Genomic DNA, 23,547 nt, shown 5'->3' on the forward strand with positions numbered 1-23,547 from the left:
CGTATGCACGCCGGTGATGTGAAGTACCGCTTCGTGATCGACATGGCCAGCCTCAAGGCCTGACACGGTCTGGTCGACCTCACCCTGTAGCAGCGGCGCGAGCCGCGTCGGCGGCCAATGCGGTGTGTCTAGGTGACCGCATTGACCGGGACGCGGGTTGCGCCGCTGCTACAGGGGCCGAGGGGGTGCTTTAGATGCAACCATTCCTGTGCCGCAGCCTCAAAGCTGCAATCCGTGCCAGGAACGTCCTCGATGTCTTCAACTTCCGCTCGCCCGTTGCGCATCGGTGTGCTGACGCACATCAAACATCCCATTCGCCAGCCGTTCGCCGGCGGCCTGGAGGCGTTCACCCACGATGTGACGTCCGGGCTGATGCAACGTGGTCACGACGTCACCCTGTTCGCCAGCTCATCCAGTGACCCAGCCCTCAATATCGTGCCGGTGTGGGACGACGCCACCTATAAAGATGGTCGCCGTGCGTGCCTGAGTTCCGAGTACATCGAGGAGCACCACGCCTACCTCAAGGCCATGCAGAACATCGACGACCGTCGCTTCGATGTCATCTTCAACAACAGCCTGCACTACGTGCCCGCGACCATGGCATCGATGATCCGCACGCCGATGCTGACGGTATTGCATACACCACCGTTCTTCGAGCTGATCAATGCCTACAGTGGCGAACGCCGTGCGGGGCATTTCGCGACCATTTCCGAGGCCAATGCACGGCAGTGGGAAGAGGTCATTCCCGAGTGCCATGTCATCCCCAATGGCATCGACCTGCAGACCTGGTCGCCGCGCGCCGCGCCTCTGGAGCATGCCATCTGGTTCGGCCGACTGGTGCCCGACAAGGGCGCACACCTGGCCATGGACGCCGCGAAGCTGGCGGGCGTCCCGCTGCGTCTGGCCGGTCAGGCAGTCGATCCTCGCTACTTCAAGGAGCAGATTCAGCCGCGCTTGAGTGACCAGTGCCAGTACCTCGGCCATCTGGGGCGCGAAGAACTGGCCATCGAATTGGCAAGTGCCTCCGCCGCACTGGTCACTCCTTGCTGGGAAGAACCCTTCGGTCTGGTGGTGGCAGAAGCCCTGGCCTGCGGCACGCCGGTGGCAGCCTTTGCCCGTGGTGCTGTTGGCGATCTGCTGACCGATGCCACCGGTGCGCTGGCTGCGGGCGGCGACGTCGAGGGCCTGGCCCAGGCGCTGCGCTTGGCTCGGCGCAAGTCGCGCCTGGCTTGCCGTCTGCATGCCGAAACCCAGTGGAGCCACGAGGTCATGCTCGATCGCTACGATGCGCTGCTGCGGCAGGTGGCCGAAGCCGGTGCCTGAACGTCCGCAAGTCGGCTATTACGTCCATCACCACGGCTCGGGCCATGGCATGCGCGCGTTGGCCATCGCCCGCCATCTAGACTGCGATGTCACCTTGATCGGTTCGCGTTTGCCCGAAGGTCCGTATCCGGCCAACGTCAAAGGCCTGCTCTTGCCCGGCGACACGGCGCCGGGCATGCACGTCGAAAGCTTCCCCGCGCTGCATTACGCACCTCTGGCCGTGGACGGTCTGCGTGAGCGCATGGGGCTCCTGGCCGATTGGATGCGCAATGCGTGGCCATGCCTGCTAGTGGTGGACGTATCGGTCGAAGTGGCGATGCTGGCGCGCCTGTTCGGTGTGCCGTGCGTGTACATGCGTCAGCACGGTGAACGCACCGACACCGCCCACTTGCAGGCCTACGCTTCGGCATCGCGTCTGTTGGCGCCTTATCCGGCGGCTATGGAGTGCAGCCAGATGCCCGACTGGGTGTCGAGCAAGACCGATCACTGCGGCTGGGTGTCCCGTTACAGTGGGCATGGCCGCACACACGTGGAGGCCGAGCAGGGCAGCGTGCTGGTGATCACGGGGCAGGGCGGCACCGCTTTTACCGTGGATTCGCTGGTGGCCATTGCTGACTGCTGTCCACAGTACCGATTCCGTGTGGCCGGGCCGCTGCCAAGCAGTGACCTGTCATTACCCGTGAACCTGACGCTGCTGGGGCAGTTGGCCGATCCATTGCCCGAGTTGCTGCGCGCCGAGATCGTGGTGGGCAGTGCAGGCGACAACGTCGTTGCCGAAGTGGCCCACCTGGGTGGACGCCTGATCGCGATCGCCGAGCAGCGTCCGTTCGACGAGCAACGTCTGCAGGCCATGCAACTGGAGCGGTTGGGAGTGGCACTGGGAGTGGACGGCGTGCCGGCTGCGCAGGAGTGGCCGGCCCTGCTGGACCGAGCCCGGCATCTGCCCGGGCCCAGCGCCTGGCAGGCGCTGCTCAATGACCAGGCCGCGCAGAACGCCGCCGGGATCATTCAGACCACTGTGCGGAGTCATTTCAGCGCCGCCCTCAGCCCGCCTTGAGCGCCTGCGGCGGAATGAAAGCCTCGAGTTCGGCTTCCACCGCCTCGATGATGCGCTCGACGTCGGAGGCGTTCATGACGGCCGCGCAAGGCAGACCGGCGATGGTCAGCAGGGTTTCGCCGCTGCTGCGATCGAACAGCCGGGCGACCATGCTGCTGGGCGCATCCATGCTGCCCTCGAAACCCATGGGGTGAAAGTGCCAGCGCATCACCTGGCACGCATTGGGGAATGTCATCTTGTTCATCGCGCCCACCTGTCGCATGTCGCCTGCCGTGGGACAGGCCATCCGGACCGATGGCCTGTCGAGTGCTGCGTTTGGAGTATTAAACGTAGCACTCCTTGGATGACAGCTGTGTGGTTTGCCGCGATTCCAGAATGATTTCATCGAGTTTCATGATCTGGGTCAGTGTTTGCAGGGTTTCAGGCCTGCCGTCGTCGATTGTTTTACCTCCAGATCACAGCCGCTGGGCTTGAGCAGCAGGGTCAACAGGGCCGAAAGCAGCAAGGCGCCGCTCATCAACAGGTACGACGCGCCGGGGTTGCCGGTGCTGGCATTCAGATAGCCAACCAGGTAGGAACCGGCGAACGAGCCCAGGGCGCCCATGCTGTTGATCAGCGCCATGGCTCCGCCAGCCACGTTGGCCGGGAGGATTTCCGGCACGATGGCGAAGAAGGGTCCGTAGGGCGCATACATGCAGGCCCCGGCGATCACCAGCAGTGCATAGGACCACCAGAAGTGTTCGCTGCCCAGCGCGTAGGAACCGTAAAAGGCCAGCGCGGCCAGCAGCAGTGGCGGCCAGACGAAGCGTTTGCGCTTTTGCAGACGGTCGGAAAACCAGCTCACTACCAACATGCCGATCACCGCTGCCAGGTAGGGCAGGGACGACAGCCAGCCGGCTTCGATCATGTCCATCTGCGCGCCCTGCTTGAGAATCGAGGGCAGCCACAGCACGAAGCCGTAGACGCCCACGCTCCACAGAAAAAACTGCAGCGACAGCGTGATCACCTTGCCCGAGCGGAAGGCTTCGGCATAGTTCTTCACCGGCTTCAGGCCCACTTGTTCGGCGGCCAGGGCGGCTTGCAGGTCATCTTTTTCCTGTTGGCTGAGCCATTTGGCCTGCGCCGGACGGTCGTCGGCCAGGCGCCACCAGATGAACGCCCAGATCACCGCCGGCAGCCCTTCGATGATGAACATCCAGCGCCAGCTGTAATGCTGGATCAGGTAACCGGACACTACCGACATCCACAGCATCGTCACCGGGTTGCCGAGGATCAGGAAGGTGTTGGCCCGCGAGCGTTCCGCACGGGTGAACCAGTGGCACAGGTAGACCAGCATCGCTGGCATGACCACGGCTTCGACCACCCCGAGCATGAAGCGGATCACGATCAGCCAGTAGGCGCTGGACACCACGCCGGTCAGGGTCGCCAGGCTGCCCCAGAGGATCAGGCTGACGAAGATCAGTTGCTTGACGCTGTGTCGTTGCGCGTAGATGGCGCCGGGTACCTGGAAGAAGAAGTAACCGAGAAAGAACAGGGCACCGAGCAGCGAGGACAGCCCCGGCGTGATGTTCAGGTCGGCGGCCATGCCCGAGGCGGCGGCGAAACCATAGTTGGCCCGGTCCAGGTAGGCCAGGCTGTAGGTGATGAAAACGATCGGCATGATATACCACCAGCGACGGCTGGCGAGTTTCGCGGTCTGGCTCTGCATGGTCTGACTCCTGAGCATTTTGTAATTGTCGCAACAGGTAGAGGGTGCTGAATCAACGGTCTGGGGTGGTGTGTGTTCAGGTCATCGGTGTTCGTCCGCCGTCAGCGCGGCGCGAGTCGGCAGGCCTTCCATGTCGCCGGGGCTCTGCACCGCCAGGCTGCCGATCCAGTTGCCGCGGGCGGCGGCCCGCATCAGGTCGCGGCCTTCGAGCAAGGCACTGATGACACCGACGGCGAAACCGTCACCGGCACCGACCGTGTCGACGACCTTGTTCACCGGGCGTCCGGCCACGTAGCCCTGCTGCTGGGCGCTGCAATAAAAGGCACCGTCCGCGCCCAGCTTGATCACCACCGCTTGCACGCCCAGGTCCAGGTAGAAGCGGGCGATGTCTTCGCAGCGTTCTTGCCCGGTCAGCAGCTGCCCTTCGGCCAGCCCTGGCAGCACCCAGTCGGCAAGGGCAGCGAGGCTGTTGATCTGCTCGATCATTTTGGCCTGACTGGGCCACAGTGACGGGCGCAGGTTGGGGTCGAACGAAACGCTGCGGCCTGCCGAACGCATTGCGGTCATCAAGCCTCGGGTCAAGGCGTTCATGCTCGGCGACAGTGCCGGGGGAATGCCGGTGGCATGCAGGTGGCGGGCATCGAGCAAGCGCGGGGGCACGTCGGCAATGCCCATGTGGCTGGCGGCCGATCCGCGGCGGAAGTATTCCACGCAGGGGTCGCGGCCATCGTCTTGCAACGACTTGAACTGGAAGCCGGTGGGGTGTTGCGGATCCACGGCGACATGGCTGCAATCCAGGCCTTCGCGCTGCAACGCGGCAACGATGAAGCGGCCCAAGGAGTCATCGCCCACGCGGCTGAGCCACGCGACGTTGAAGCCCAGGCGCGACAGGCCGATGGCAACGTTGTTGTCGGCGCCGGCGATGCGCTTGTGAAACCGGGTGACATCGGCCAGGTCGCCGGTCTGCTCGGCGACGAACATGGCCATGGTTTCGCCGAAGCTCAGCACGTCGAACTCAGCCATGGGCCACCTCCTGGGCGGCCTGACCGAGCGCAGCCAAGGTTGCCACTTGTACCTGGCTGACGGCCAGCAGATCGGCGCCCTGCAACGGGTACTCGATGGCCCGAACCAGCCCCGGCGCCATGTGGCGCAGCAGGCGCGACCACTGGTGCAGGTCGGTCAGCTCGGGCGGTGTGGCGACCAGTTTGCCGGTCGCCGTGCGCTGTACTGCCTTGCAGTGGATGTACTCGACGAAACGGCCCAGTTGCAGCGCCGCACTCGACACCGATTGTTGCTGCCATTGCCAGTTGCCGATGTCGAAGGTCATGCCCGCGGGCAGCCCCTGTTCGGCGATCGCGGTGAAGAACTTGACCAAGGGATCGATTCGTCCGCCCTGGGCGGTCTGGTCGTTTTCGATCAGCAGGCGCACGGGCTGGTCGCGCAGTTGCTGGTGCAGCAGATTCAGGTCGCTGATGGCTGAATAGAAGCCCAGCGACACCTTGAGCCACACTGCATTGCAGGCAACGGCTCGGGCGAGCGCCTCTTGCAGCTGTGTATTGGGTGCGGCCTGGCCAGGCTGCCACAGCTCGAGCGGCGAGGAATAGACGCAGGTCAGTCCCTGGTCGACGATTGCGCTGCGCAGGGCAGGTGCATCGAAGTGGTCGAACAACTCTTCGCGCAGTTCCAGGTGGCTGGCGCCGCTCTGGGCAACCAAAGGCGCCAGACTGGCCTGACCCTGCGCACGGACATAGTCCGCGCCGAAGCTGGAGAGGCTGATGGAGACGGGATAGAGATGCATTGTTATTGTCCTCTGAAACCGGTTTCAAATTTAGGTAAACGTAAGCAGTACGCAGCCGAATCGACTCAGCGCGGCGGTGTCGAACCTCGAATGATCAGCTCTGGGGTGAAATGAAACGTCTGGGCCGGGGCTTGCGAGCCGTCCAGTCGCTCCAGCAGGCACTCCAGGGCTTGCACGCCGATGGCGTGAGTGGGTTGGGCGAGGGCGGTAATGCCATCCCCGACCAGGGGGTACCAGTCGAGGTCGTCGAGGGCGATCAGCCCGACGTCTTCGCAGCGGTGGGTGTCCAGGGCGCGCAGCGCCAAGGTGCAGGCCAGGGCTGCGACTCCGTTCGCGCAGAACAGCGCCTTGGGCCCTGAATGGGCGTCGGCAAGGAAGTCCCGCAGGCGCTCGCCGAGGTCGGGCTCGGTGAAGAACACAGGGCCATCGGCACGCCGCTTGAACGCATCGATGCGCTCGACCCGGGAACTGGTGCCGTCCGCTGGTTCGCTGACCAGCGCGATGTGGCGATAGCCGCGCGCGTGGAGGTGGTCCAGGGCCATGTCGACGGCGAGCTGGTTGTCCAGACCTACCAGATCGCTGGGCAGGTGCGCGACCTTGCGGTCCACCAGCACCATCGGCAGTTCCTGTTGCAGTTCGCGCAACTCGTCCTGATGGTGGCCCAAGGTGTTCACGATCAAGCCTTCGATGTTGTAGGCTCGCAGCGCCTGCAACTGCTGGTGCTCCTGTTCCGGATCGCGATCGGTGTTGCACACCACCAGGCTGTAGCCGTGGCGGCGGCAGGCGGTTTGCACACCGTGCATGACCGCTACCGAGTAGGGATTGCGGATGTCGGCCATGAGCATGCCGATCAGACGCGTGCGACCACGCTTGAGGCCGCGGGCCATCTGGTTGGGACGGTAGCCCAGCTCATCGATGGCGTGAGCGATGCGTCCGGCGATGGCATCGGACAGCAGGCCACGGTCTTCGCCGATGAAGCGCGAGACGCTGGCTTTGGACACACCGGCGCGCTCGGCAACGTCGAGCATGGTCACGCGGGGGCGCGCAGTGAGGGAGAGACGTGTCACGGGCCTGGGTCCTTTTATGGATGTTATGGGCAGGCGATCGATAGCTTGAAACCGGTTTCAGGAAACACCAAATCGATGTGGCCGTCAACTGGGGAAGAGGGATATTTGCGCAGGTGATGAGAGTGTGTATGCCGTGCAATCGCAGCGCGGCCTTCGCGGGCAGAGCCCGCTCCCACAAGGGGGAGTGCGGTGCCCTGTAGCAGCGGTGCAAGCCGCGTCGGCGGCGCACGCGGTCTGTCTGATGCACCGCAGCGCGCCCTTCGCGGGCAGAGGGCTCGCCGCCCGCCCCGTTCCCACAGGTCGGTTGCAGTGCCCCTGTAGCAGCGGCGCGAGCCGCGTCGGCGGCGCATGCGGTCTGTCTGATGTACCGCAGCGCGCCCTTCGCGGGCAGAGCCCGCTCCCACAAAGGGAGTGCGGTACCCCTGTAGCAGCGGCGCAAGCCGCGTCGGCGGCGCATGCGGTCTGTCTGATGTACCGCAGCGCGCCCTTCGCGGGCAGAAGGCTCGCCGACCGCCCCGCTCCCACAAGGGGATCTGCATACTCATGTGGGAGCGGGCTCTGCCCGCGAATCAGGCAGCGCGGATCAGCCGGCTGCGACGACGGTGATTTCCACCAGCAGGTCCGGGGCGGCCAGGCGCGATTCCACGGTGGCGCGGGCTGGGGCATGGCCTTCGGGGGCCCAGGCGTCCCACACTTCGTTCATGCCGGCGAAATTGGCCTGAATATCCGACAGCCACACCTGCGCGGTGACGATACGCGTCTTGTCCAGACCTGCCTGTTCCAGAAAGTTATCGATCTTGGCCAGCACCTGCGCGGTTTGCCCCTTGATGTCCAGGCTGCGGTCGGTGGCGGTCTGACCGCCCAAAAAGGTGAAGCCATTGCACTGCACGACACGGCTCATGCGCTGATTGGTCTCGATGCGTTTGATGTCCAGCATGGTGTATTTCCTCACGAGTGGATAAGGGCTGTTGCAGGTTGTTCGAGCGTCATCGCCTGCTGGGCGAAGCGTCCGATGGAAAAGGGGTCGAGGCTGATCGGCGAGTGCTCGCCCAAAATCTGCTGGGCCAGGCGTTGGCCGGTACCTGGGCCCATCTGGAAACCACTGCCGCAGAAGCCGAAGGAATAGCTCAACCGGTCGGCCTTGCCGCTGGCGCCGATCACCGGAATATCGTCGGCGGTGAACGCCTCCACGCCGGCCCAGACGCGGTTGACGCCCAGATGACGCAAGTGCGGAAACAGGTCGGTCACGGTGCGTGCGCTGGTGCTCAGGCGGTCCATCTGCACCTCGCCATGACGGGCGGAAAATTCCACCGACCCCACCAGCTTGCCGCCGATCACCACCGTGCCATTGGCGAACTGTTTGAACGACAGCGCTCGGCCCGTGGCTCCCAGCACAGGTGTACAGAAGGGTGCCACGCGGTGGGTGACCATGAGCATGAGGCCCTCGGGATGCACCGGCACCGGCTCGCCGACCTGCGCCGCCAATTGCCCGGCCCAGGCACCAGCCGTGACCACCAGATGCTCGGCTTGATACACACCCGTAGGCGTATCCACGCGCCAGTGGTTGGCGGAGCGCTCGATGCGCTGCGCCGGCGTCTGCTCGAAGATCTGCACACCCAGCCTTTGCGCTGCCAAGCGGAAGGCGGTCACGGTGCGGTAGGGCACCGCATAGCCGTCGCCGCTGACCCAGATACCGCCCACCACATGGGGCGCCACCGTAGGTACCAGCTCCTGCACCTGTTGCCGATCGATCAACACCTCATGGGTAAAACCCAAGGCCCGTAACTGCTCCACGCGCCGTTGGCACTCCTGCAACTCCGCTTCGTTCTCGGCGAGTTTCAGCTGGCCGCTGGCGACGAAGCCGCCGTCTTCGCCGAGCACGTCCTGCAGGCCGTGCCAAAGCGTTCGCGAAGCCAGTGCCATGGGAATTTCCTCCACGTGGCGACCCAGGGTGCGCACGCCACCGGCGTTGACCCCGGAGGCATGCCGCCCGCAGTATTCGGCCTCAAGCACGGTCACCCGGACGCCGGCGCGAGCCAGGTGCAGGGCGGTGCTCAGGCCGTGAATACCACCGCCTATGACCAGTACGTCAGCACCTTTGCGCAGAGACTCAGTCACCGGCCAGCTCTCCCAACGTAATGGGCTTGATCGGCGGCCGAATCCGGTAGTAGCCCACCTCGCCAGCCGGTACCGCGCGGGCATCGGCGATCACTTCGGTCACCGTCAGGCCACACAGTCGTCCCTGGCACGGCCCCATGCCGCAACGTCCGAACGACTTGGCCTGGTTCGGCCCGGCGCAGCCCAGGGCGACGAATTCGCGCAATTGGCCGGCAGTGACTTCCTCGCAGCGGCAGACGATGACCTCGTCCGCCGGGATGCGATGCTCGTCGCGGGGGCGGTACAGCACGTCGAGAAACGGCCTGATGCGCAGGTTGTCGTTCAATTCCTGGCGCAGACCCACCCCTCTCCGGTCGCGTTGCGGCGCCCCGAGGGTGCCCAGTCGCGCGGCAATGCCCAAGGCTGCCAGCCGACCCTGCAGCGCCGCCGCCTGGGCCCCGCCGATGCCGCCGCCATCACCGGCGACGAAGACCCCCGGCACGTCCAGTTCACCCCAACTGTCCTGCAGCGGGCTGAAGCACAACTGGTGCGGATCCCAGGCATGGGTGGCCCGCAACGACTGGCTGAACTGGATATTGGGCACCACACCTTGATGCAGCAGCACGCACCGGGTAGCGATGCGCTCGGTCTTGCCCCGAACGCTGAAACTCAGCGCTTGTGCTGAATCACTGCCTTCGACCGCCAGGGCCGTGGCGCCCGTGAAATGGGGGATGCGCGCCTGGCGCAGGCTGCGCATCAGTTGCAGACCCTTGCGCAGGTAGGGCCACGCGCGCAGTGCCGAGACCAGATGCCGCCGCGCGCGCCAATAGTCGTCGCGGTGGGTGGTGTCGACCAACGCCTTGATCGGCACGCCTGCGCGCAGGTACTGCCAGCCCAGCAGGTACAGCAACGGTCCGCAGCCGGCCAGCACCACCGGTTCGGTTGGCGCGGCGCCCGCGCTCTTGAGCAGGATCTGTGCAGCGCCCGCAGTCATCACGCCTGGCAATGTCCAGCCGGGGATGGGGAAGGGCCGCTCCATGGCGCCGGTGGCCAACAACACCGCGCGGGCTTGCAAGGTGTGCATGCGCCCGCCATGCAGATAGCTCACCTGATGGTCGCGACTCACCTGCCATACTGCGGCTTCCTTGACGTGCCGCACCGACGTGTCCGCCAGCGCCTTGGCCAGCACGTTGCCATGGGCGTAGTCCGGTCCCAGCAGGTCGCGGCGGCTCAGCGGGGCCAGCGTGATGCCGCGGTAGATCTGCCCGCCAGGGCTGCCTTGCTCGTCCAGCAGTACCACGCTCATGCCCAGTCCGGCCAGTTCGCTGGCTCCGGCCATGCCCGCCGGGCCCGCACCCACGACGACGACGTCGACCGATTCCGCTGTCATGGCTGCACCTCCAGAGTAGCGACCACCGGCATGTCGAAGGGCAGATCGCGAGCGCCCTCCTGGGAGCGCACCTGCATGCCCTCGGCCACATTGATCAGGCAACTCTGCCGGTTGGGCACGCCATCGATCGTGACCAGGCATTCGAAACACACGCCCATCATGCAATAAGGCGCGCGAGGCGATTCGCTCACCGGCGTGGCGCGAAAGCGCTCGATGCCGGACAGCAACAGGGCCGCAGCCACACTGATGCCGGCCGGGACACTGAGGGGCTCGCCATTGAAGCTCAAGGTCACGCGGCGGCTACTGCGGGTTTCGCTGGCCAGCGCCTGGAACAGCGGGGCGCGGAGGGGGGCTTCAGTGGGCATGGGCAAGCACCTTGTCGCTGAGGAAACGGTCACCGTTGAACACGGCCAATTCGTCGGGTTGCGCGCCGCCCATCACCCACGGCGCGATGCGCAGGGCATGAGCGGCGGCCAGGGTCACACCGCTGTGGCAGGTGATCACGTAGGCGCCGGGATGAGTTGTCGACTGCTGATAGATCGGGAAACCGTCCGGGCTCATCACCCGCAGCGCTCCCCAGGCGCGGATCAGGCGCACATCGCGTAGCAGCGGAAAGGTCGCCACGCCGCGCTGGGCAATCGCCGAGAGCACGCCGGTGGAAGTGCTGTCGTCGAAGCCGACTTCTTCCATGGAATCGCCCAGTTGCACCGTGCCTTCGTCGGTCTGGCGAACATTGATGGTGGGGTAGTCGAGAAACGGCTGGACCCGCTCGCTGACCAGAACCTGCCCACGGTTGGGCGCAACTGGCGCATGCAGACCGACCTGCGCGGCGAGCCCTGGGTTGCCCAGCCCGGCGGCCAAGACCACGCGGGGCGCACAATAGGCCTGTCCGCCCGCCCATACGCGAAAGTCGCCGGCGCTGCCTTCGATACGCCCAATGTGCTGGCCACCGACGAAACGCGCGCCGTGGCGCTGCGCCGAAGCATGCAAAGCGCGCAGCAGTTTCAGCGGGTTCACGTGGCCGTCCTGGGGCGTGTAGCTGGCGCCGACCACGGCCTTGCCGATCAGCGGCAGGCGCGCCTTGAGCTCGGCGGCGTCGAGCATCTCGAAGGGATAGTCACCGACTGCGACCTGCAACTGCCGCAGCCGGGCCTCGCGCTCCAGCAAGTCTTCATCGCTGAAGCACATGTGAAAACCGCCTGGCTGCTTGAGGCTGACGTCCACGCCGCTGTCGGCCAGCAGCGCATCGCGCAGGCCGGCCCAGCGCTGCGCTGAAGACCGGGTCCAGCGCGCATAGTCGGGCAGGTTGTAGCCCTTGCCCTGTACCCAGACCAGGCCGAAATTGCCGCGCGAGGCACGAAACGCATCGTCACCCTGATCGAGCACCACTGTGTCGGCCCCTTCGCGCGCCAGGCCGTAGGCCACGGCGGTGCCCACCAGCCCGCCACCGACGACGATGACGTCGGTATTGATCGCTGCCGTCGAGCGCTTCATTTGCCTTCTCCTATGAGCACACGGTCCAGGCCCACCAGGCGATCGAGCACCAGCATCAGGATCAACGTGCCGACGATCAGCACGGTCGATACCGCCGTGATCAAAGGATCGATGGTTTGGGAAATCTGGTTGTACATCGCTACCGGCAAGGTGGTGGTGCCGGGGGTGGCGACGAATACGGTCATGGTCAGCTCATCGAAGCTCTGGATAAACGCCAGCATCCATCCGCCCAGCACACCGGTGCGGATGCGCGGCAGAATGACTCGACGAAACGCAGTCCAGCGTTTGGCCCCCAGCGACAGCGCGGCCTGCTCGATGTCTTTCTCCAGGCCGATGGTGGACGCCAGCGTCAGGCGCAGAGCATAGGGCAGCACGACGATGACGTGGGTCAGGCACAGCGCCCAGAACGAACCGCCGATCTGGGCGAGGGAGAAGAAGCGCAGGAAGGCGATCCCCAACACCACCGAGGGAATCATCAGGGGCGACAGCAGAAAGCCCGTGAGCGTGCCCCGGCCGGGAAAGTCGTAGCGGCTGATGGCCAGGGCGGCCGGGATGGCCAGCAACGTGGCGATGGTGGCCGAGGCCAGCCCCAGTTTGATCGACAACACGAACGCGTCGAGCATTTCCTGGTTGCCCAGCAAGGCTCTGAACCAGCGCAGCGACAGGCCATCGGTGGGCAGGGACAGGTACCCCTTGTCGGTGAACGCCATGGCCATCACGACCAGCAACGGGGCGACGATGAAGGCGATGAACAGGATATGGAACAGCAGCGAGAAAAAACCGTTCTTGTGCATGGCGGCCTACTCGAAGACTTGCTTGAAGCGGCGCTCGGCCAGCTTGCTGCAACCCAGGATGATGATCAGATTGGCCACCAGCAGCAGCACGGCGATCGCCGCGCCCAGGGGCCAGTTGAGGGTGCCGAGGAACTCGTCGTAGGCGGCGGTGGCGACGACCTTGAGCCGGCGTCCGCCGATGATCGCCGGGGTGGCGAAGGCCGAGGCGGCCAGGGCGAAGACAATGATCGAGCCGGAGAGAATGCCCGGCATGATCTGCGGCACGATGATGCGCCGGAACACGGTCAGGCGCGATGCGCCCAGGGACAGACCGGCCCATTCGACTTGCAGGTCCAGACGCTGCAAGGAGGCCCATACCGCGATCACCATGAACGGCACCAGCACGTGGGTCAGGGCGATGATCACGCCCACCTGGGTGAACAGGATCTTCACCGGCTGGTCGGTGATGCCCAGGGCTTGCAAGGCATCGTTGATCAAACCGTTGTTGCCCAGCAGAATCGCCCAGCCCAAGGTCCGTACCACCACTGAAATCAGCAGCGGACCCAGTACAACCAGCAGGAAGGTCGAACGCCAGCGCGGCGCCATGCGCGCGATGATGATGGTTTCCGGGACCCCAAGCACGACGCACAGCAGCGTGACCGCCAGGGCCATGGCCCCGGTGCGCAGGAAGATCTCGTGGAAATAGTCGTCCTTGAACACCTCGATGTAGTTGGCCAGGCTGTACACCGGCAGCACGCCCTCGGTGTCGCTGAACAGGTTCAGCGAGAGCAGTGCGGTCAGCAGCAACGGCGCCAGCAACAGGGCGATGAACACCAGCAAGGCAGGGCCGCTGAGCAGCCAGGGCGCTGCGCCAACGTGTTCGGCGTCATACCTGGCCATGGGCAGCCTCCCGATCGAGCAGACGCAGGTCGTCGTCCGACCAGTCCAGGCCGACTTCGTTGCCCTCGGCGGGCGGTACATGCCCCAGATTCGGCTGGGTCAGGTGGACCAGGCCAAAGTGGCTGTCCACGGCAAGCAACCACAGGTTGCCGAGGAACACCCGCAGGGCGATCCGACCGTTGATGCGGCCCAGGCCAGGTTCGGTCAGGCGGATTTTCTCGGGGCGGATGTACACGTTGACGTCCTGACCCAGGGAGCGGTCCTCGTGGGGCACATGCAGCAAGGTGTCGCGCACCTGCACGTGGCAGCAGCGCTCGTTGCGCAGCTGCACGGCACCGGCGAAGGCGTTGGTCTTGCCGAGGAAGGCCGACGCGAACGGCGAATGAGGTCGTTCATAGGCCTCGAAGGGCGTATCGATCTGCACGATGCGGCCGCGCTGCATGACAGCGATGCGGTCGCTCATGGTCATCGCCTCGACCTGATCATGGGTCACCAGAATGGTGGTGATACCCAGCTCGCGCTGGATCGCCCGCAGCTCGATGTGCATTTCTTCGCGCAGCTTGGCATCCAGGTTGGACATCGGTTCGTCGAGCAACAGCAGGTTGGGGCGGATCGCCAGAGCTCGGGCAATCGCCACCCGTTGGCGCTGGCCACCGGACAGGGCCTTGGGGTAGCGCTCACCCAGCCCGCCGAGCCGCACCAGTTCCAGTGCCTCGGCCACGCGCCTGGCGCGCTCGGCCCTGGCCATGCCACGCATTTCCAGGCCGAAGCTGATGTTCTGCGCCACCGTCATGTGCGGGAACAGCGCGTAGCTCTGGAAAACGATGCCCAGGCCGCGATCTTCCGGACGGACGTGGGTGATGTCGCGGCCGTCGAGGACGATGCGCCCTTGAGTGGGCTGCACGAATCCAGCGATCGATTGCAGGGTCGTGGTCTTGCCACACCCGGAAGGACCGAGCAGGGCGACGAACTCACCGTGCTGCACTTCCAGGCTCAAACCGTCGATGGCCTTGAACGTACCGTAGTTCTTGACGAGGCCTTCCAGTGTCAAAAATGCCATGGCGTTGCCACGCAGGCGTGCGCCTGCGGCTCCAGGAAAGGGTCGGGAGAAATCGAACGGGGCGGGTGTATCAGCGTTCGACGGTACGGTTCCAGCGCGTGGTCCATTCGCTGCGCTGCTGGTTGATCGTCTCCCAATCGACCTTGATCAAGGCGCTGACCTTGTCCGGACCGTAGGGCATGCGCGCGGCAAGCTCGGGGCTCAACTGAACGGTCTTGTTGACCGGTGCGAAACCGTTCTCGCGGGCCTGAATGGCCTGAACCTCGGGCGACAGCACGTACTGGATGAAGGCCTGCGACAACGCCGGCTCGGCATTGGGTGTCACGCCGCAGGCGGCCAGCAGCAAGGCCACGCCGCCTTCCTTGGGATAGATGAACTTGAGTGGGAAGCCGGTGCCCTGCAGGGCCACGGCGCGGCCGCTGCCATAGACGGCCATGACCACGTCGCCGTTCTGCATCATGCCGTCCATTTCCCCGGGTGCCGACACCCAAGCCAGAACGTTCGGGCCGATCTCGTCCTTGAGAGCCTTGAAACCGGGGTCGATGTTTTTCTCGCCGCCACCGCGCAGGCGGGCCATTTCCACCAGGGTGTGCAGGCCGTAGGTATTGGTCACCGGCGGCATGCCGAGCAATTGCTTGTAGCGAGGGTCAGCGAGGTCTTCCCAGGAATCGGGCGCCTCCCAGCCGCGCTTCTTGAAGGCTTCCTCGTTGTAGCCGATTCCGGTGGCGACCATGCCGATGCCGGTGGCTTGCGAACTGAGGCGGGCCAACGGGTAGAGCTGCTGGTACACGGGCGCCTCGCTGAGTTCGCCACACAGGCCCTGCTGCAGTGCCTGGTACATGGGGCCGTCGTCCATCATGGCGACGTTGATCTGCTGGCGGCCTTTCTGCGCCTGCAGCTTGGCCAGGGTTTCCGTGGAGTTGCCGGCCACGTAGACCACCTTGACGTCGTGCAGCTTTTCGAACGCCGGAATGATCTTGCTCTTGTACATCTGTTCGGTCGAGCCGCCGACACCGGCGACATAGAGGGTAGGGGCGGCGTGGGCGCCGGTGCTGGTCAGCGCTGCGACAGCGAGGGCGACGCGCAGGACGGTGAGGCGAAAGGACGGTTGTTGGCTATTCACAGACTATCTCCGAAGTGCAGGGGGCAGATCGAACAATGCGTCGGTCGCTCCGGCGAACCGGGGCCACGCATGCGCTGTGCATGCTCCCGGCCGTAAGCCTCGCCGGGGTAACGCATCTTGGTGTGCGCTAGGTGCTGCTGGGCTTGAGTATTGCGAGGGCGGCGGTATATGGTCAAATACGGATATCTGGCCTAGTCATGCATATTTGATATGGAGGCGTCAGTGAACCTGAGGCAGATCGAAGCGTTTCGCAGCGTGATGCGCATGGGCTCGATGACAGCGGCAGCCGATGTGCTGTACACCTCGCAACCCAATGTGAGCCGACTGATCGCGCAACTGGAGTTGAGTACCGGGCTGACCTTGTTCAAGCGCGCCGGGGTGCGACTGATCCCCACCCAGGAGGGAAGGGCGTTCTTTCAGGAGGTGGAGCGGGCGTTCGTCGGGCTCGACAGCCTCAAGCACTCGGCCAAGAACATTCGCAACCTGGGCACTGGACGGCTGCGCGTCGCGGCGGTGCCTTCCATGGGCATGAGCGTGATTCCGGAGGTGCTCAAGACCTTCACCTCGACCCGTCCGGAATTGACTGTGTCGCTGCACGTCAACTCGTCGCAGACCGTCGAGCAATGGGTGAAATCGCAATTCTGCGAGATCGGCATCGTGGTGCATCCGGGCGATGTGGTGAACCATCAGGTCGAGTTGTTGGCCGAGGTGGCAGCGGTTTGCGTATTGCCGGCGACCCATGCATTGGCGCAGCGCGAGAGCATCACCTTCGGCGATCTGCACCAGCAGCCGTTCGTGTCGTTGTGCCACGGTGATGGCACTCGGGCCTTGGTCGACAGGTTGTTCGAGCAGGCCGGCGTCGAGCGAGTGATGGCGGTGGAAGCTCAGTACGGCGCAATCAACTGCGAAATGGTCGCCCATGGCATGGGCATCACCTTGGTACACCCGTTGGTGGCCAGAGATTACCTACACCGGGAGATCGTGGTGCGGCCATTTCGCCCGGACATTCTTTTGCCCACCTACGTTATCTGGCCGCACACGGAGAACCGTACCCTGCTGGCCGAGGATTTCATCGACACCTTGAAGGCGTATTTTCGCCATTTGACGAAATCCTTCTGATGCGCCGCCGCATCGGCACGAACCGACCTCCCTGTAGCAGCGGCGCAAGCCGCGTCTGGGCCCTGCGTTTTTTCAGGCACACCGGGTGTGACGCCGACGCGGCTTGCGCCGCTGCTACAGGAAGAAGGGGCGTTACATCACTTGGTCCGCCAACGGAACGGCGTGGGCCATGTCTTCGGCGCGGGCCTGGACCTTGTGCAAGGTGACCGGGATCGATTTGGCGGCCGGTACCTTGCTCTTGCTCGCGTAATGCCACAAGGGAATCAATGCGTTGCATTCGGGATAATAGGCGCCCGCACAATTGATCGGGATGTCGTAGGCGATGATCTGCATCGGCCCCACCTCGCGCCGTACTCCTGGCTCGATGGCGGTGCGGATGGTGACCCAGTCACCGGGGTGGAAGCCCAGCCGAACGATATCATTGCGATTCAGGAAGATCACGCTGCGCGTGCCCTTGACGCCGCGGAAGCGGTCTTCGTAGCCATACACCGTGGTGTTGAATTGATCGTTGCTGCGCAGGGTCATCAGTTGCAATACATCGCGCTGATCGCTGTTCTGCGAGATGTCGTCGTCTTCGTCCAGGGTCTTGGCGGTGACGAACTGAGCCTTGCCCGAGGGCGTGGTCCACTTGCGTTCGCAGGCGCCCAAGGGGCGGTGGAAGCCACCGGGCTCCCACATCCGTTTCTCCATGTCATGGAAAATCTCCGGGTAGGTCTGGGCAATGGCCTCGCGCACGCGGGCATAGTCCTGACGCCACAGCTCCCACGGAATCTGCTCGCGACCACTGAGGGTCGCCTGGGCCAGGCCGGCGATGATCGCCAGCTCTGCGCGCAGGTGCTCGCTGGCCGGTTCCGCACGGCCTTCCCAGGCGCGGATGCAACCGGTGCTGTCCTCGGTGGTGTAGACCTGACGGCGACCGTCCTGGACGTCGCTTTCGATGCGACCCAGGCAGGGCAACAGCCAGCCATGCTGGCCTGGGAACAGGTGGGTGCGGTTGAGTTTGGTGGCGATCTGCACGTTCAGCGTCAGGTTGGCCCACGCGGGCTCGATGCGATCGGTGTCGGGGACGGCGCGCAGGAAGTTGCCACCCAGGCCGATGAAGCCTTTCACCGTACCGGCGACGATGCCCTCACAGGCGTCCACCGTGGCCATGCCTTTGTTCTTGGGCACCTGGATGCCGAACAGCGATTCGATCTTGTCCGCAGGGACCTTGGCCGGGTCCTCGGTGATGCCTACGGTCCGTTGCCCCTGCACGTTGGAATGCCCGCGCACAGGGCAGATGCCGGCGCCGGGCTTGCCGATGTTGCCGCGCAACAGCAGCAGGTTGACCAGCATTTGCACGTTCTGCACGCCATGCCGATGCTGGGTCAGGCCCATGCCGTAAATGATCATCACTCGCTCGCTGCGGGCATAAACGGTGGCGGCGGCTTCCAGTGCCGCGCGTTTGAGGCCGCTGCGTTCCTCCAGGGTGATCCACTCATGCTGGTCCACCTGAGCCAGGAACGCGTCCACGCCTTCGGTGTGTTCGGCGATGAAAGCGTGATCGATCACCGCCGGCCGGCCCTCGGCCTGTGCCACCCGATCCATGGCCAGCAGCGCCTTGGCGATACCCATCACCGCCGCGGTGTCGCCGCCGATGGCGACCTGGTGATATTGCGTGCTGATCACCGTGGAATCGGGACCGAGCATTTCCACGGGCGATTGCGGATTGACGAAGCGCTCCAGGCCACGCTCGCGCAGCGGGTTGAAACTGATGATCGGCACCTGACGCTTGCGCGCTTCCTGCAACGGGTGAAGCATGCGCGGGCTGTTGCTGCCCACGTTCTGACCGAAGAAAAAGATGCAGTCGGTGCGCTCGAAGTCATTAAGGGACACCGTGCCGACCGGCACGCCGATGCTTTCCTGCAAGCCGACCGAGGTGCTTTCGTGGCACATGTTCGAACTGTCGGGCAGGTTGTTGGTGCCGTAGGCGCGCGCCAGCAGCTGGTACATGAACGAGGTTTCCAGGGAGGCACGGCCCGAGGCGTAGAAGATCACGCTGTCGGGCTCCAGCCCACGCAGTTGCTCACCGATCCCGCGGTACGCCTCTTCCCAGGTGGTGGTCACGTAGCGGTCGCTGGTCGCGTCATAGCGCATCGGGTGGGTGAGGCGGCCGTGGCGTTCGAGTTCGTAATCGCTCCAGGTCCGCAGCTCGGCCAGGCTGTGCTTGGCAAACAGTTCGGGACCGGTGCGCAATGCGGTCAGCTCCCAGGCGGTCGCCTTGGCGCCGTTCTCGCAGAATTCCAGGGCGTGCGGGTTGCCCGGCTTGGCCCACGCGCAGCTGACACAGGCGAAGCCGTCGGGCTTGTTCTGCTTCAACAATGCCGCAGGACCCTTGCCCAGCGCCTGTTGACGCCAGAGGATGTTCATCACCGAAAACGCCGATCCCCAGCCTCCAGAGGACGAGCTATAGGGCTGGTAGCGGGCTTTGGGATGAATGATCTGCATGGTCGTGGTCCTTGGCTATGGAGGCCCCGTGACGAGGGGCCTGCATTTACGACGGTGCAGGATCGGCAAAGGTTCGAAGCGCTTTATTCCCCGGCGGTATGCGGGCCTTCCCGCGGCTAGCGCAAAAGACAGGGAACAGAGCGCATGGCTGGCGTCAGGGCGGCGATTGCGCTAAAACCGATGGCACCCTTTGGCAAAGGCGTCTATTTTGAATGCAAAATACAATAAGCAAGGGAGAAACAGCATGACCAGCTCCGCCAAACGCCCTGTAAAGGTCCCGTTCACCGGCCCGGCACTGCTTGCCACGCCGTTGCTCAACAAGGGCACTGCCTTCACCGCTCAGGAACGCGATGCCCTGCATCTGCAAGGCCTGCTGCCGCAACAGATCGAAACCATCGACCAGCAATGCGAGCGCGCCTATCACCAGTTCCAGGCCTGCTCCACCGATCTGGAACGCCACGTGCTGCTGCGCTCGATCCAGGATTCCAACGAAACCCTGTTCTACCGCCTGGTCGATGACCATATCGACGAGATGCTGCCGATCATCTACACCCCGACCGTCGGCAAGGCCTGCCAGGAATTTTCACGCATCTACCGCAGTCATCGCGGCTTGTTCATCAGCATCGACGACGTCGAACGCATGGACGAGATTCTCAACAACGTGACCAAGGACAACGTCAAGGTCATCGTCGTCAGCGACTGCGAGCGCATCCTCGGTCTGGGCGACCAGGGCGTGGGCGGGATGGGCATCCCCATCGGCAAGCTGTCGCTGTACACCGCGTGCGGTGGCATCAGCCCGGCCTATACCTTGCCGGTGGTGCTGGACGTGGGCACCAACAACCCCGAGCGGCTGGCCGATCCGCTGTATTTCGGACGTCGCGAGGAACGGGTGCGCGGCGAGCGCTACGAAGCGTTCGTGCAGGCCTTTGTCGAGGGCGTGCAGCGCCGCTGGCCGGAGGCGATCCTGCAATTCGAGGATTTCGCCCTGAGCAATGCCATGCCCCTGCTGGAGCGTTTTCGCGATCAGCTGTGCTGCTTCAACGATGACATCCAAGGCACCGCCGCGGTCACCGTGGGCACCTTGCTGGCCGCGTGCAAGGTCAAAGGCCAGAAACTGTCCGAGCAAACCGTGGCTTTCGTCGGCGCCGGCTCTGCTGGCTGTGGCATCGCCGAGCAGATCATCACCGCCATGCAGCTGGAAGGCTTGAGCGACAGCGAGGCCCGCAGCCGGGTCTATCTGCTCAACAGCAAGGGGCTGCTGACCGATCGCCAGCCCGACCTCTACGACTTCCAGCAGCGCCTGGCCCACGACAGCCAGAGCCTGAAGTCCTGGTCGTTCGCCGGACAGTGGCCAACCCTGCTGGAAGTGGTGAGCAACGCCAAGCCGAGCGTGCTGATCGGCGTCTCCGGCAAGGCCGGGCTGTTCACCGAAGAAGTGGTGAAGACGCTTTACCAGCATTGCTCCAAGCCGATCGTCATGCCGTTGTCCAACCCGACCTCGCAGATCGAAGCCCACCCCAAGGACATCCTGCAGTGGACCGAGGGCAATGCACTGGTGGCCACTGGCAGTCCGTTCCTGCCGATCGAGGTGCTGGGTCGTACCTTTCCCATCGCCCAGTGCAACAACTCCTACATCTTCCCCGGTGTCGGGTTGGGTGCCATTGCCAGTCGGGCCACGCGCATCACCGACGGCATGCTCATGGCTTCGGCCCAGGCGCTGGCCGACAGCGCAGCGCCAGGGCAGATGCTGCCACCGCTGCGCGACGTGCAGTCGGTCAGCAAGCGCATCGCCCTGGCCGTAGGCCTGGCCGCACAGAAGGATGGTGTGGCGGCGCCCATGGATGAAGCCGCACTGCGCGAAGCGATCGAGGTGCATTTCTGGAAGCCGGAATACCGCGCCTACGAACGCCAGCCGTTGTAACCACCAGACTCAGGCCAGGTTGTGGCTCTTCATCCAGCCCAACCCGGCCTCCGTCCCGCTCAGCGGCTTGTACTCGCAACCGACCCAGCCCTGGTAGCCGATCCGGTCCAGGTGCTGGAACAGGAATCGAAAGTTGATTTCCCCGGTGCCCGGTTCGTGCCGGCCGGGGTTGTCCGCCAGTTGCACGTGGCCGATGGCAGGCAGGTGCGCCTGCAGCGTGCGCGCCAGATCTCCCTCCATCACCTGCATGTGATAGATGTCGTATTGCAGAAACAGATTCTCGTGGCCCACCTGTTCCCGAATCGCCAGCGCTTGCCGTGTGCCATTCAGATAGAAGCCTGGCATGTCGCGGGTGTTGATCATTTCCATGACCAAGCGGATACCGTGAGCCGCCAGTGCTTCGCTGGCGTAGCGCAGGTTGTCGACCAGGGTCTGCTGCACCTGCTGCGGATCGCTGCCTGACGGCGCGATACCGGCCAGGCAATTGATTCGGGTATTGCCCAGCACCTTGGCGTACTCGATGGCCGTGGCCACGCCGGCGCGAAATTCCTCGCGACGATCGGGCAAACAGGCAATGCCGCGCTCACCGTTGTCCCAGTCGCCAGGTGGCAGGTTGAACAGCACCTGGGTCAGGCCATGGTGTTGCAACCGTGCCTTGATCTCGGTGCTGTCGAATGCGTAGGGAAACAGGAATTCCACCCCGCGAAAGCCCGCCCGTGCAGCGAGGGCGAAACGGTCGAGAAAGGCATGTTCGGTGAACAGCATGGAAAGGTTGGCACACAAGCGCGGCATGGCAGGCTCCTTCTGTCAGGGAGCGCGGTGACCGTCCTGGCGTGTCACCGCGCACATCCGTGCCATCCTACGCCTACCTGGGCGTCAACGGATCATTTGGGCATCGCCACGGCGGTGGTGACGGGATTGGCCGGCAGGTCGTAGACGAACCGGTTCTGCGGGCGCATGCGGAACGACAGCACCACACCGATGGCCAACAGCACGATGCTGACCATGAACGGCAGCTGCCAGTTGCCGAACTTGTCGATCAGCAGTCCGGCGGCCACTGGGCTGATGATCGCGGCCATGGCCGAGCCGGTGTTCATCATGCCGCTGGCGGTGCCGCAGTGGTCCGGCGCGATGTCCATGGGGATGGCCCACATCGGGCCGATGGTCATCTCGGAGAAGAAGAACGCAATGGCCAGGCAGGCCAGGGACACGTACATGTCGTGGGTGAACATCAGCGGCAGCAGCGCTACCAGGGTCAGGGACAGGCAGATGGCGACCATCAGGCTGCGGGCCCGGTTGAGGTTACCGGTGCGCTTGTAGATGCGGTCGCTGACGATGCCGCCCAGGGTATCGCCCACCACGCCGCCGAAGAACACGGTGGAGGCGAAGATGGCAGTGTTCTTCAGGTCCAGGCCCATGTTCATGAAGTACATCGGCACCCAGCTCAGCAGCAGCCACAGGGTCCAGCCGTAGCAGAAGTAGACGATGGTGACCGGCGCCATGCGCCGGAACAGCCGTCCCCAGGGCAACTTGCGGGTGTTCTTCGGCTTGGGCGGGGGCAGGGCGGCGAGTTCCGCCTGGGTCATGCGCGGGTGATCCTTGGGTTGCTCGGTGAACACCAGTGCCCACAGTACCACCCAGACAAAACTGATGCCGGCGCAGACGTAGAACGACTCGCGCCAGCCATACGCCGCCATCACGGCGACCATCGCTGCAGGTGCCAACGCATTGCCCAGGCGGGCAAAGGCGTGGGTGATGCCCTGGGCGAAACCGCGGTTCTCCTTGCCGACCCAGCGTGACATCGCCGCAGTGGCGGCAGGGAAGGTCGCGCCTTCGCCCAACCCCAGCAGGACCCGCGCCACCAGCAGCGAGACGAAGCCGCCTGCCATGCCGGTGAGCACCGTCGCGCTGGCCCAGATCAGCCCGCACACCACCAGGGTGCGCTTGGCGCCGAAACGGTCGCTGACCCAGCCGCCGATGATCTGGAACACCAGATATGGATAGGCGAAGGCCGAGAAGACGATGCCGATTTCGGTCTTGCTGAGGTTGAATTCCTTGCCGAAACCGACCGCTGCGGTGCTGACGTTGACCCGGTCCAGGTAGGTGATGAAATACATGGCGCACAGCATGACGAGCACCACGGTGGTAGGGCGCAGATATAACCGCTTCATGTTCTATCTCCAGTTTCTTATTGTTTACGCCCGCAGGCGTTGAGTCGGGATAGTCAGTC

The 23,547-nt window shown here is 64.4% G+C and carries 21 protein-coding genes; 4 read left to right on the plus strand and 17 right to left on the minus strand.

All coding sequences use genetic code 11. The annotated features are described in order from the left end of the window. Positions 1 to 252: 252 nt before the first annotated feature. Together ABMD26_RS00005 and ABMD26_RS00010 are read left to right on the plus strand one after the other, a co-directional pair. Entirely contained in the window at positions 253 to 1,323 is a 1,071-nt protein-coding gene (locus tag ABMD26_RS00005) for a glycosyltransferase family 4 protein (protein ID WP_354306754.1), read from the plus strand. After that, a complete protein-coding gene (locus ABMD26_RS00010) occupies positions 1,316 to 2,380 on the plus strand; it encodes a hypothetical protein (protein ID WP_354306756.1) in 1,065 nt (354 codons plus the stop codon). The genes ABMD26_RS00005 and ABMD26_RS00010 overlap by 8 nt, the downstream gene beginning before the upstream one ends. Here ABMD26_RS00010 and ABMD26_RS00015 read toward each other — a convergent pair. The 14 genes from ABMD26_RS00015 to ABMD26_RS00080 all read right to left on the minus strand — a co-directional run bounded on the left by ABMD26_RS00015 (position 2,367) and on the right by ABMD26_RS00080 (position 15,790). Continuing rightward, positions 2,367 to 2,642 carry a DUF1652 domain-containing protein gene (locus ABMD26_RS00015; RefSeq protein ID WP_354306758.1) on the minus strand — a complete coding sequence of 92 codons (276 nt, stop codon included), beginning with the start codon at positions 2,640 to 2,642 and terminating at the stop codon, positions 2,367 to 2,369. The two genes, ABMD26_RS00010 and ABMD26_RS00015, sit on opposite strands and share 14 nt — an antisense overlap. A 141-nt stretch (positions 2,643 to 2,783) precedes the next feature. Beyond that, complete coding sequence (locus tag ABMD26_RS00020; protein ID WP_049859542.1) at positions 2,784 to 4,088, minus strand: MFS transporter; 1,305 nt, start codon at positions 4,086 to 4,088, stop codon at positions 2,784 to 2,786. An 81-nt stretch (positions 4,089 to 4,169) separates the two neighbouring features. Continuing rightward, positions 4,170 to 5,111 carry a sugar kinase gene (locus tag ABMD26_RS00025; protein WP_282349155.1) on the minus strand — a complete coding sequence of 314 codons (942 nt, stop codon included), beginning with the start codon at positions 5,109 to 5,111 and terminating at the stop codon, positions 4,170 to 4,172. Continuing rightward, on the minus strand, positions 5,104 to 5,886 hold the full coding sequence (locus tag ABMD26_RS00030; protein WP_354306761.1) for a sugar phosphate isomerase/epimerase family protein: 783 nt from the start codon (positions 5,884 to 5,886) through the stop codon (positions 5,104 to 5,106). Before ABMD26_RS00030 ends, ABMD26_RS00025 begins: the two co-directional genes overlap by 8 nt. A gap of 65 nt (positions 5,887 to 5,951) precedes the next feature. After that, complete coding sequence (locus ABMD26_RS00035; protein ID WP_354311770.1) at positions 5,952 to 6,914, minus strand: LacI family DNA-binding transcriptional regulator; 963 nt, start codon at positions 6,912 to 6,914, stop codon at positions 5,952 to 5,954. A 622-nt stretch (positions 6,915 to 7,536) separates the two neighbouring features. After that, the gene (locus ABMD26_RS00040; protein WP_043189452.1) at positions 7,537 to 7,890 is read right to left on the minus strand and encodes a RidA family protein; all 354 of its coding nucleotides are present in this window, start codon (positions 7,888 to 7,890) and stop codon (positions 7,537 to 7,539) included. A gap of 11 nt (positions 7,891 to 7,901) precedes the next feature. Further along, a complete protein-coding gene (locus tag ABMD26_RS00045) occupies positions 7,902 to 9,071 on the minus strand; it encodes an FAD-dependent oxidoreductase (RefSeq protein ID WP_204951052.1) in 1,170 nt (389 codons plus the stop codon). Continuing rightward, positions 9,064 to 10,440 (minus strand): FAD-dependent oxidoreductase, encoded by a 1,377-nt coding sequence (locus ABMD26_RS00050; protein WP_134722407.1) that lies wholly within the window; start codon positions 10,438 to 10,440, stop codon positions 9,064 to 9,066. The genes ABMD26_RS00045 and ABMD26_RS00050 overlap by 8 nt, the downstream gene beginning before the upstream one ends. Next, on the minus strand, positions 10,437 to 10,805 hold the full coding sequence (locus tag ABMD26_RS00055; protein ID WP_354306764.1) for a (2Fe-2S)-binding protein: 369 nt from the start codon (positions 10,803 to 10,805) through the stop codon (positions 10,437 to 10,439). Before ABMD26_RS00055 ends, ABMD26_RS00050 begins: the two co-directional genes overlap by 4 nt. Next, positions 10,795 to 11,934 (minus strand): NAD(P)/FAD-dependent oxidoreductase, encoded by a 1,140-nt coding sequence (locus ABMD26_RS00060; RefSeq protein ID WP_354306766.1) that lies wholly within the window; start codon positions 11,932 to 11,934, stop codon positions 10,795 to 10,797. Before ABMD26_RS00060 ends, ABMD26_RS00055 begins: the two co-directional genes overlap by 11 nt. Further along, positions 11,931 to 12,728, minus strand: coding sequence for an ABC transporter permease (locus ABMD26_RS00065; protein ID WP_354306768.1), 798 nt, complete (start codon positions 12,726 to 12,728; stop codon positions 11,931 to 11,933). The genes ABMD26_RS00060 and ABMD26_RS00065 overlap by 4 nt, the downstream gene beginning before the upstream one ends. Before the next feature lie 6 nt (positions 12,729 to 12,734). Next, on the minus strand, positions 12,735 to 13,607 hold the full coding sequence (locus tag ABMD26_RS00070; protein ID WP_354306770.1) for an ABC transporter permease: 873 nt from the start codon (positions 13,605 to 13,607) through the stop codon (positions 12,735 to 12,737). Next, on the minus strand, positions 13,594 to 14,667 hold the full coding sequence (locus ABMD26_RS00075; RefSeq protein WP_134722403.1) for an ABC transporter ATP-binding protein: 1,074 nt from the start codon (positions 14,665 to 14,667) through the stop codon (positions 13,594 to 13,596). Before ABMD26_RS00075 ends, ABMD26_RS00070 begins: the two co-directional genes overlap by 14 nt. A 70-nt stretch (positions 14,668 to 14,737) precedes the next feature. Further along, positions 14,738 to 15,790 carry an ABC transporter substrate-binding protein gene (locus tag ABMD26_RS00080; RefSeq protein WP_134722402.1) on the minus strand — a complete coding sequence of 351 codons (1,053 nt, stop codon included), beginning with the start codon at positions 15,788 to 15,790 and terminating at the stop codon, positions 14,738 to 14,740. A 222-nt stretch (positions 15,791 to 16,012) separates the two neighbouring features. Between ABMD26_RS00080 and ABMD26_RS00085 the strand changes: the two genes are divergently transcribed. After that, complete coding sequence (locus tag ABMD26_RS00085; RefSeq protein ID WP_354306773.1) at positions 16,013 to 16,909, plus strand: LysR substrate-binding domain-containing protein; 897 nt, start codon at positions 16,013 to 16,015, stop codon at positions 16,907 to 16,909. A gap of 132 nt (positions 16,910 to 17,041) precedes the next feature. Here ABMD26_RS00085 and ABMD26_RS00090 read toward each other — a convergent pair whose 3' ends face one another. Next, complete coding sequence (locus ABMD26_RS00090) at positions 17,042 to 19,396, minus strand: FdhF/YdeP family oxidoreductase (protein WP_354306775.1); 2,355 nt, start codon at positions 19,394 to 19,396, stop codon at positions 17,042 to 17,044. 244 nt (positions 19,397 to 19,640) lie between these two features. Between ABMD26_RS00090 and ABMD26_RS00095 the strand changes: the two genes are divergently transcribed. After that, positions 19,641 to 21,317 carry an NAD-dependent malic enzyme gene (locus ABMD26_RS00095; protein ID WP_354306777.1) on the plus strand — a complete coding sequence of 559 codons (1,677 nt, stop codon included), beginning with the start codon at positions 19,641 to 19,643 and terminating at the stop codon, positions 21,315 to 21,317. 9 nt (positions 21,318 to 21,326) lie between these two features. Here the strand turns inward: ABMD26_RS00095 and hyi are convergent, their stop codons facing one another. Together hyi and ABMD26_RS00105 are read right to left on the minus strand one after the other, a co-directional pair. Next, entirely contained in the window at positions 21,327 to 22,109 is a 783-nt protein-coding gene (gene hyi, locus ABMD26_RS00100; RefSeq protein ID WP_354306779.1) for a hydroxypyruvate isomerase, read from the minus strand. A gap of 92 nt (positions 22,110 to 22,201) precedes the next feature. Then, on the minus strand, positions 22,202 to 23,488 hold the full coding sequence (locus tag ABMD26_RS00105; protein WP_192067444.1) for an MFS transporter: 1,287 nt from the start codon (positions 23,486 to 23,488) through the stop codon (positions 22,202 to 22,204). Between the last annotated feature and the right edge of the window lie 59 nt (positions 23,489 to 23,547).

This window comes from Pseudomonas sp. PvP001, assembly GCF_040546375.1.
Lineage (GTDB): Bacteria > Pseudomonadota > Gammaproteobacteria > Pseudomonadales > Pseudomonadaceae > Aquipseudomonas > Aquipseudomonas coleopterorum.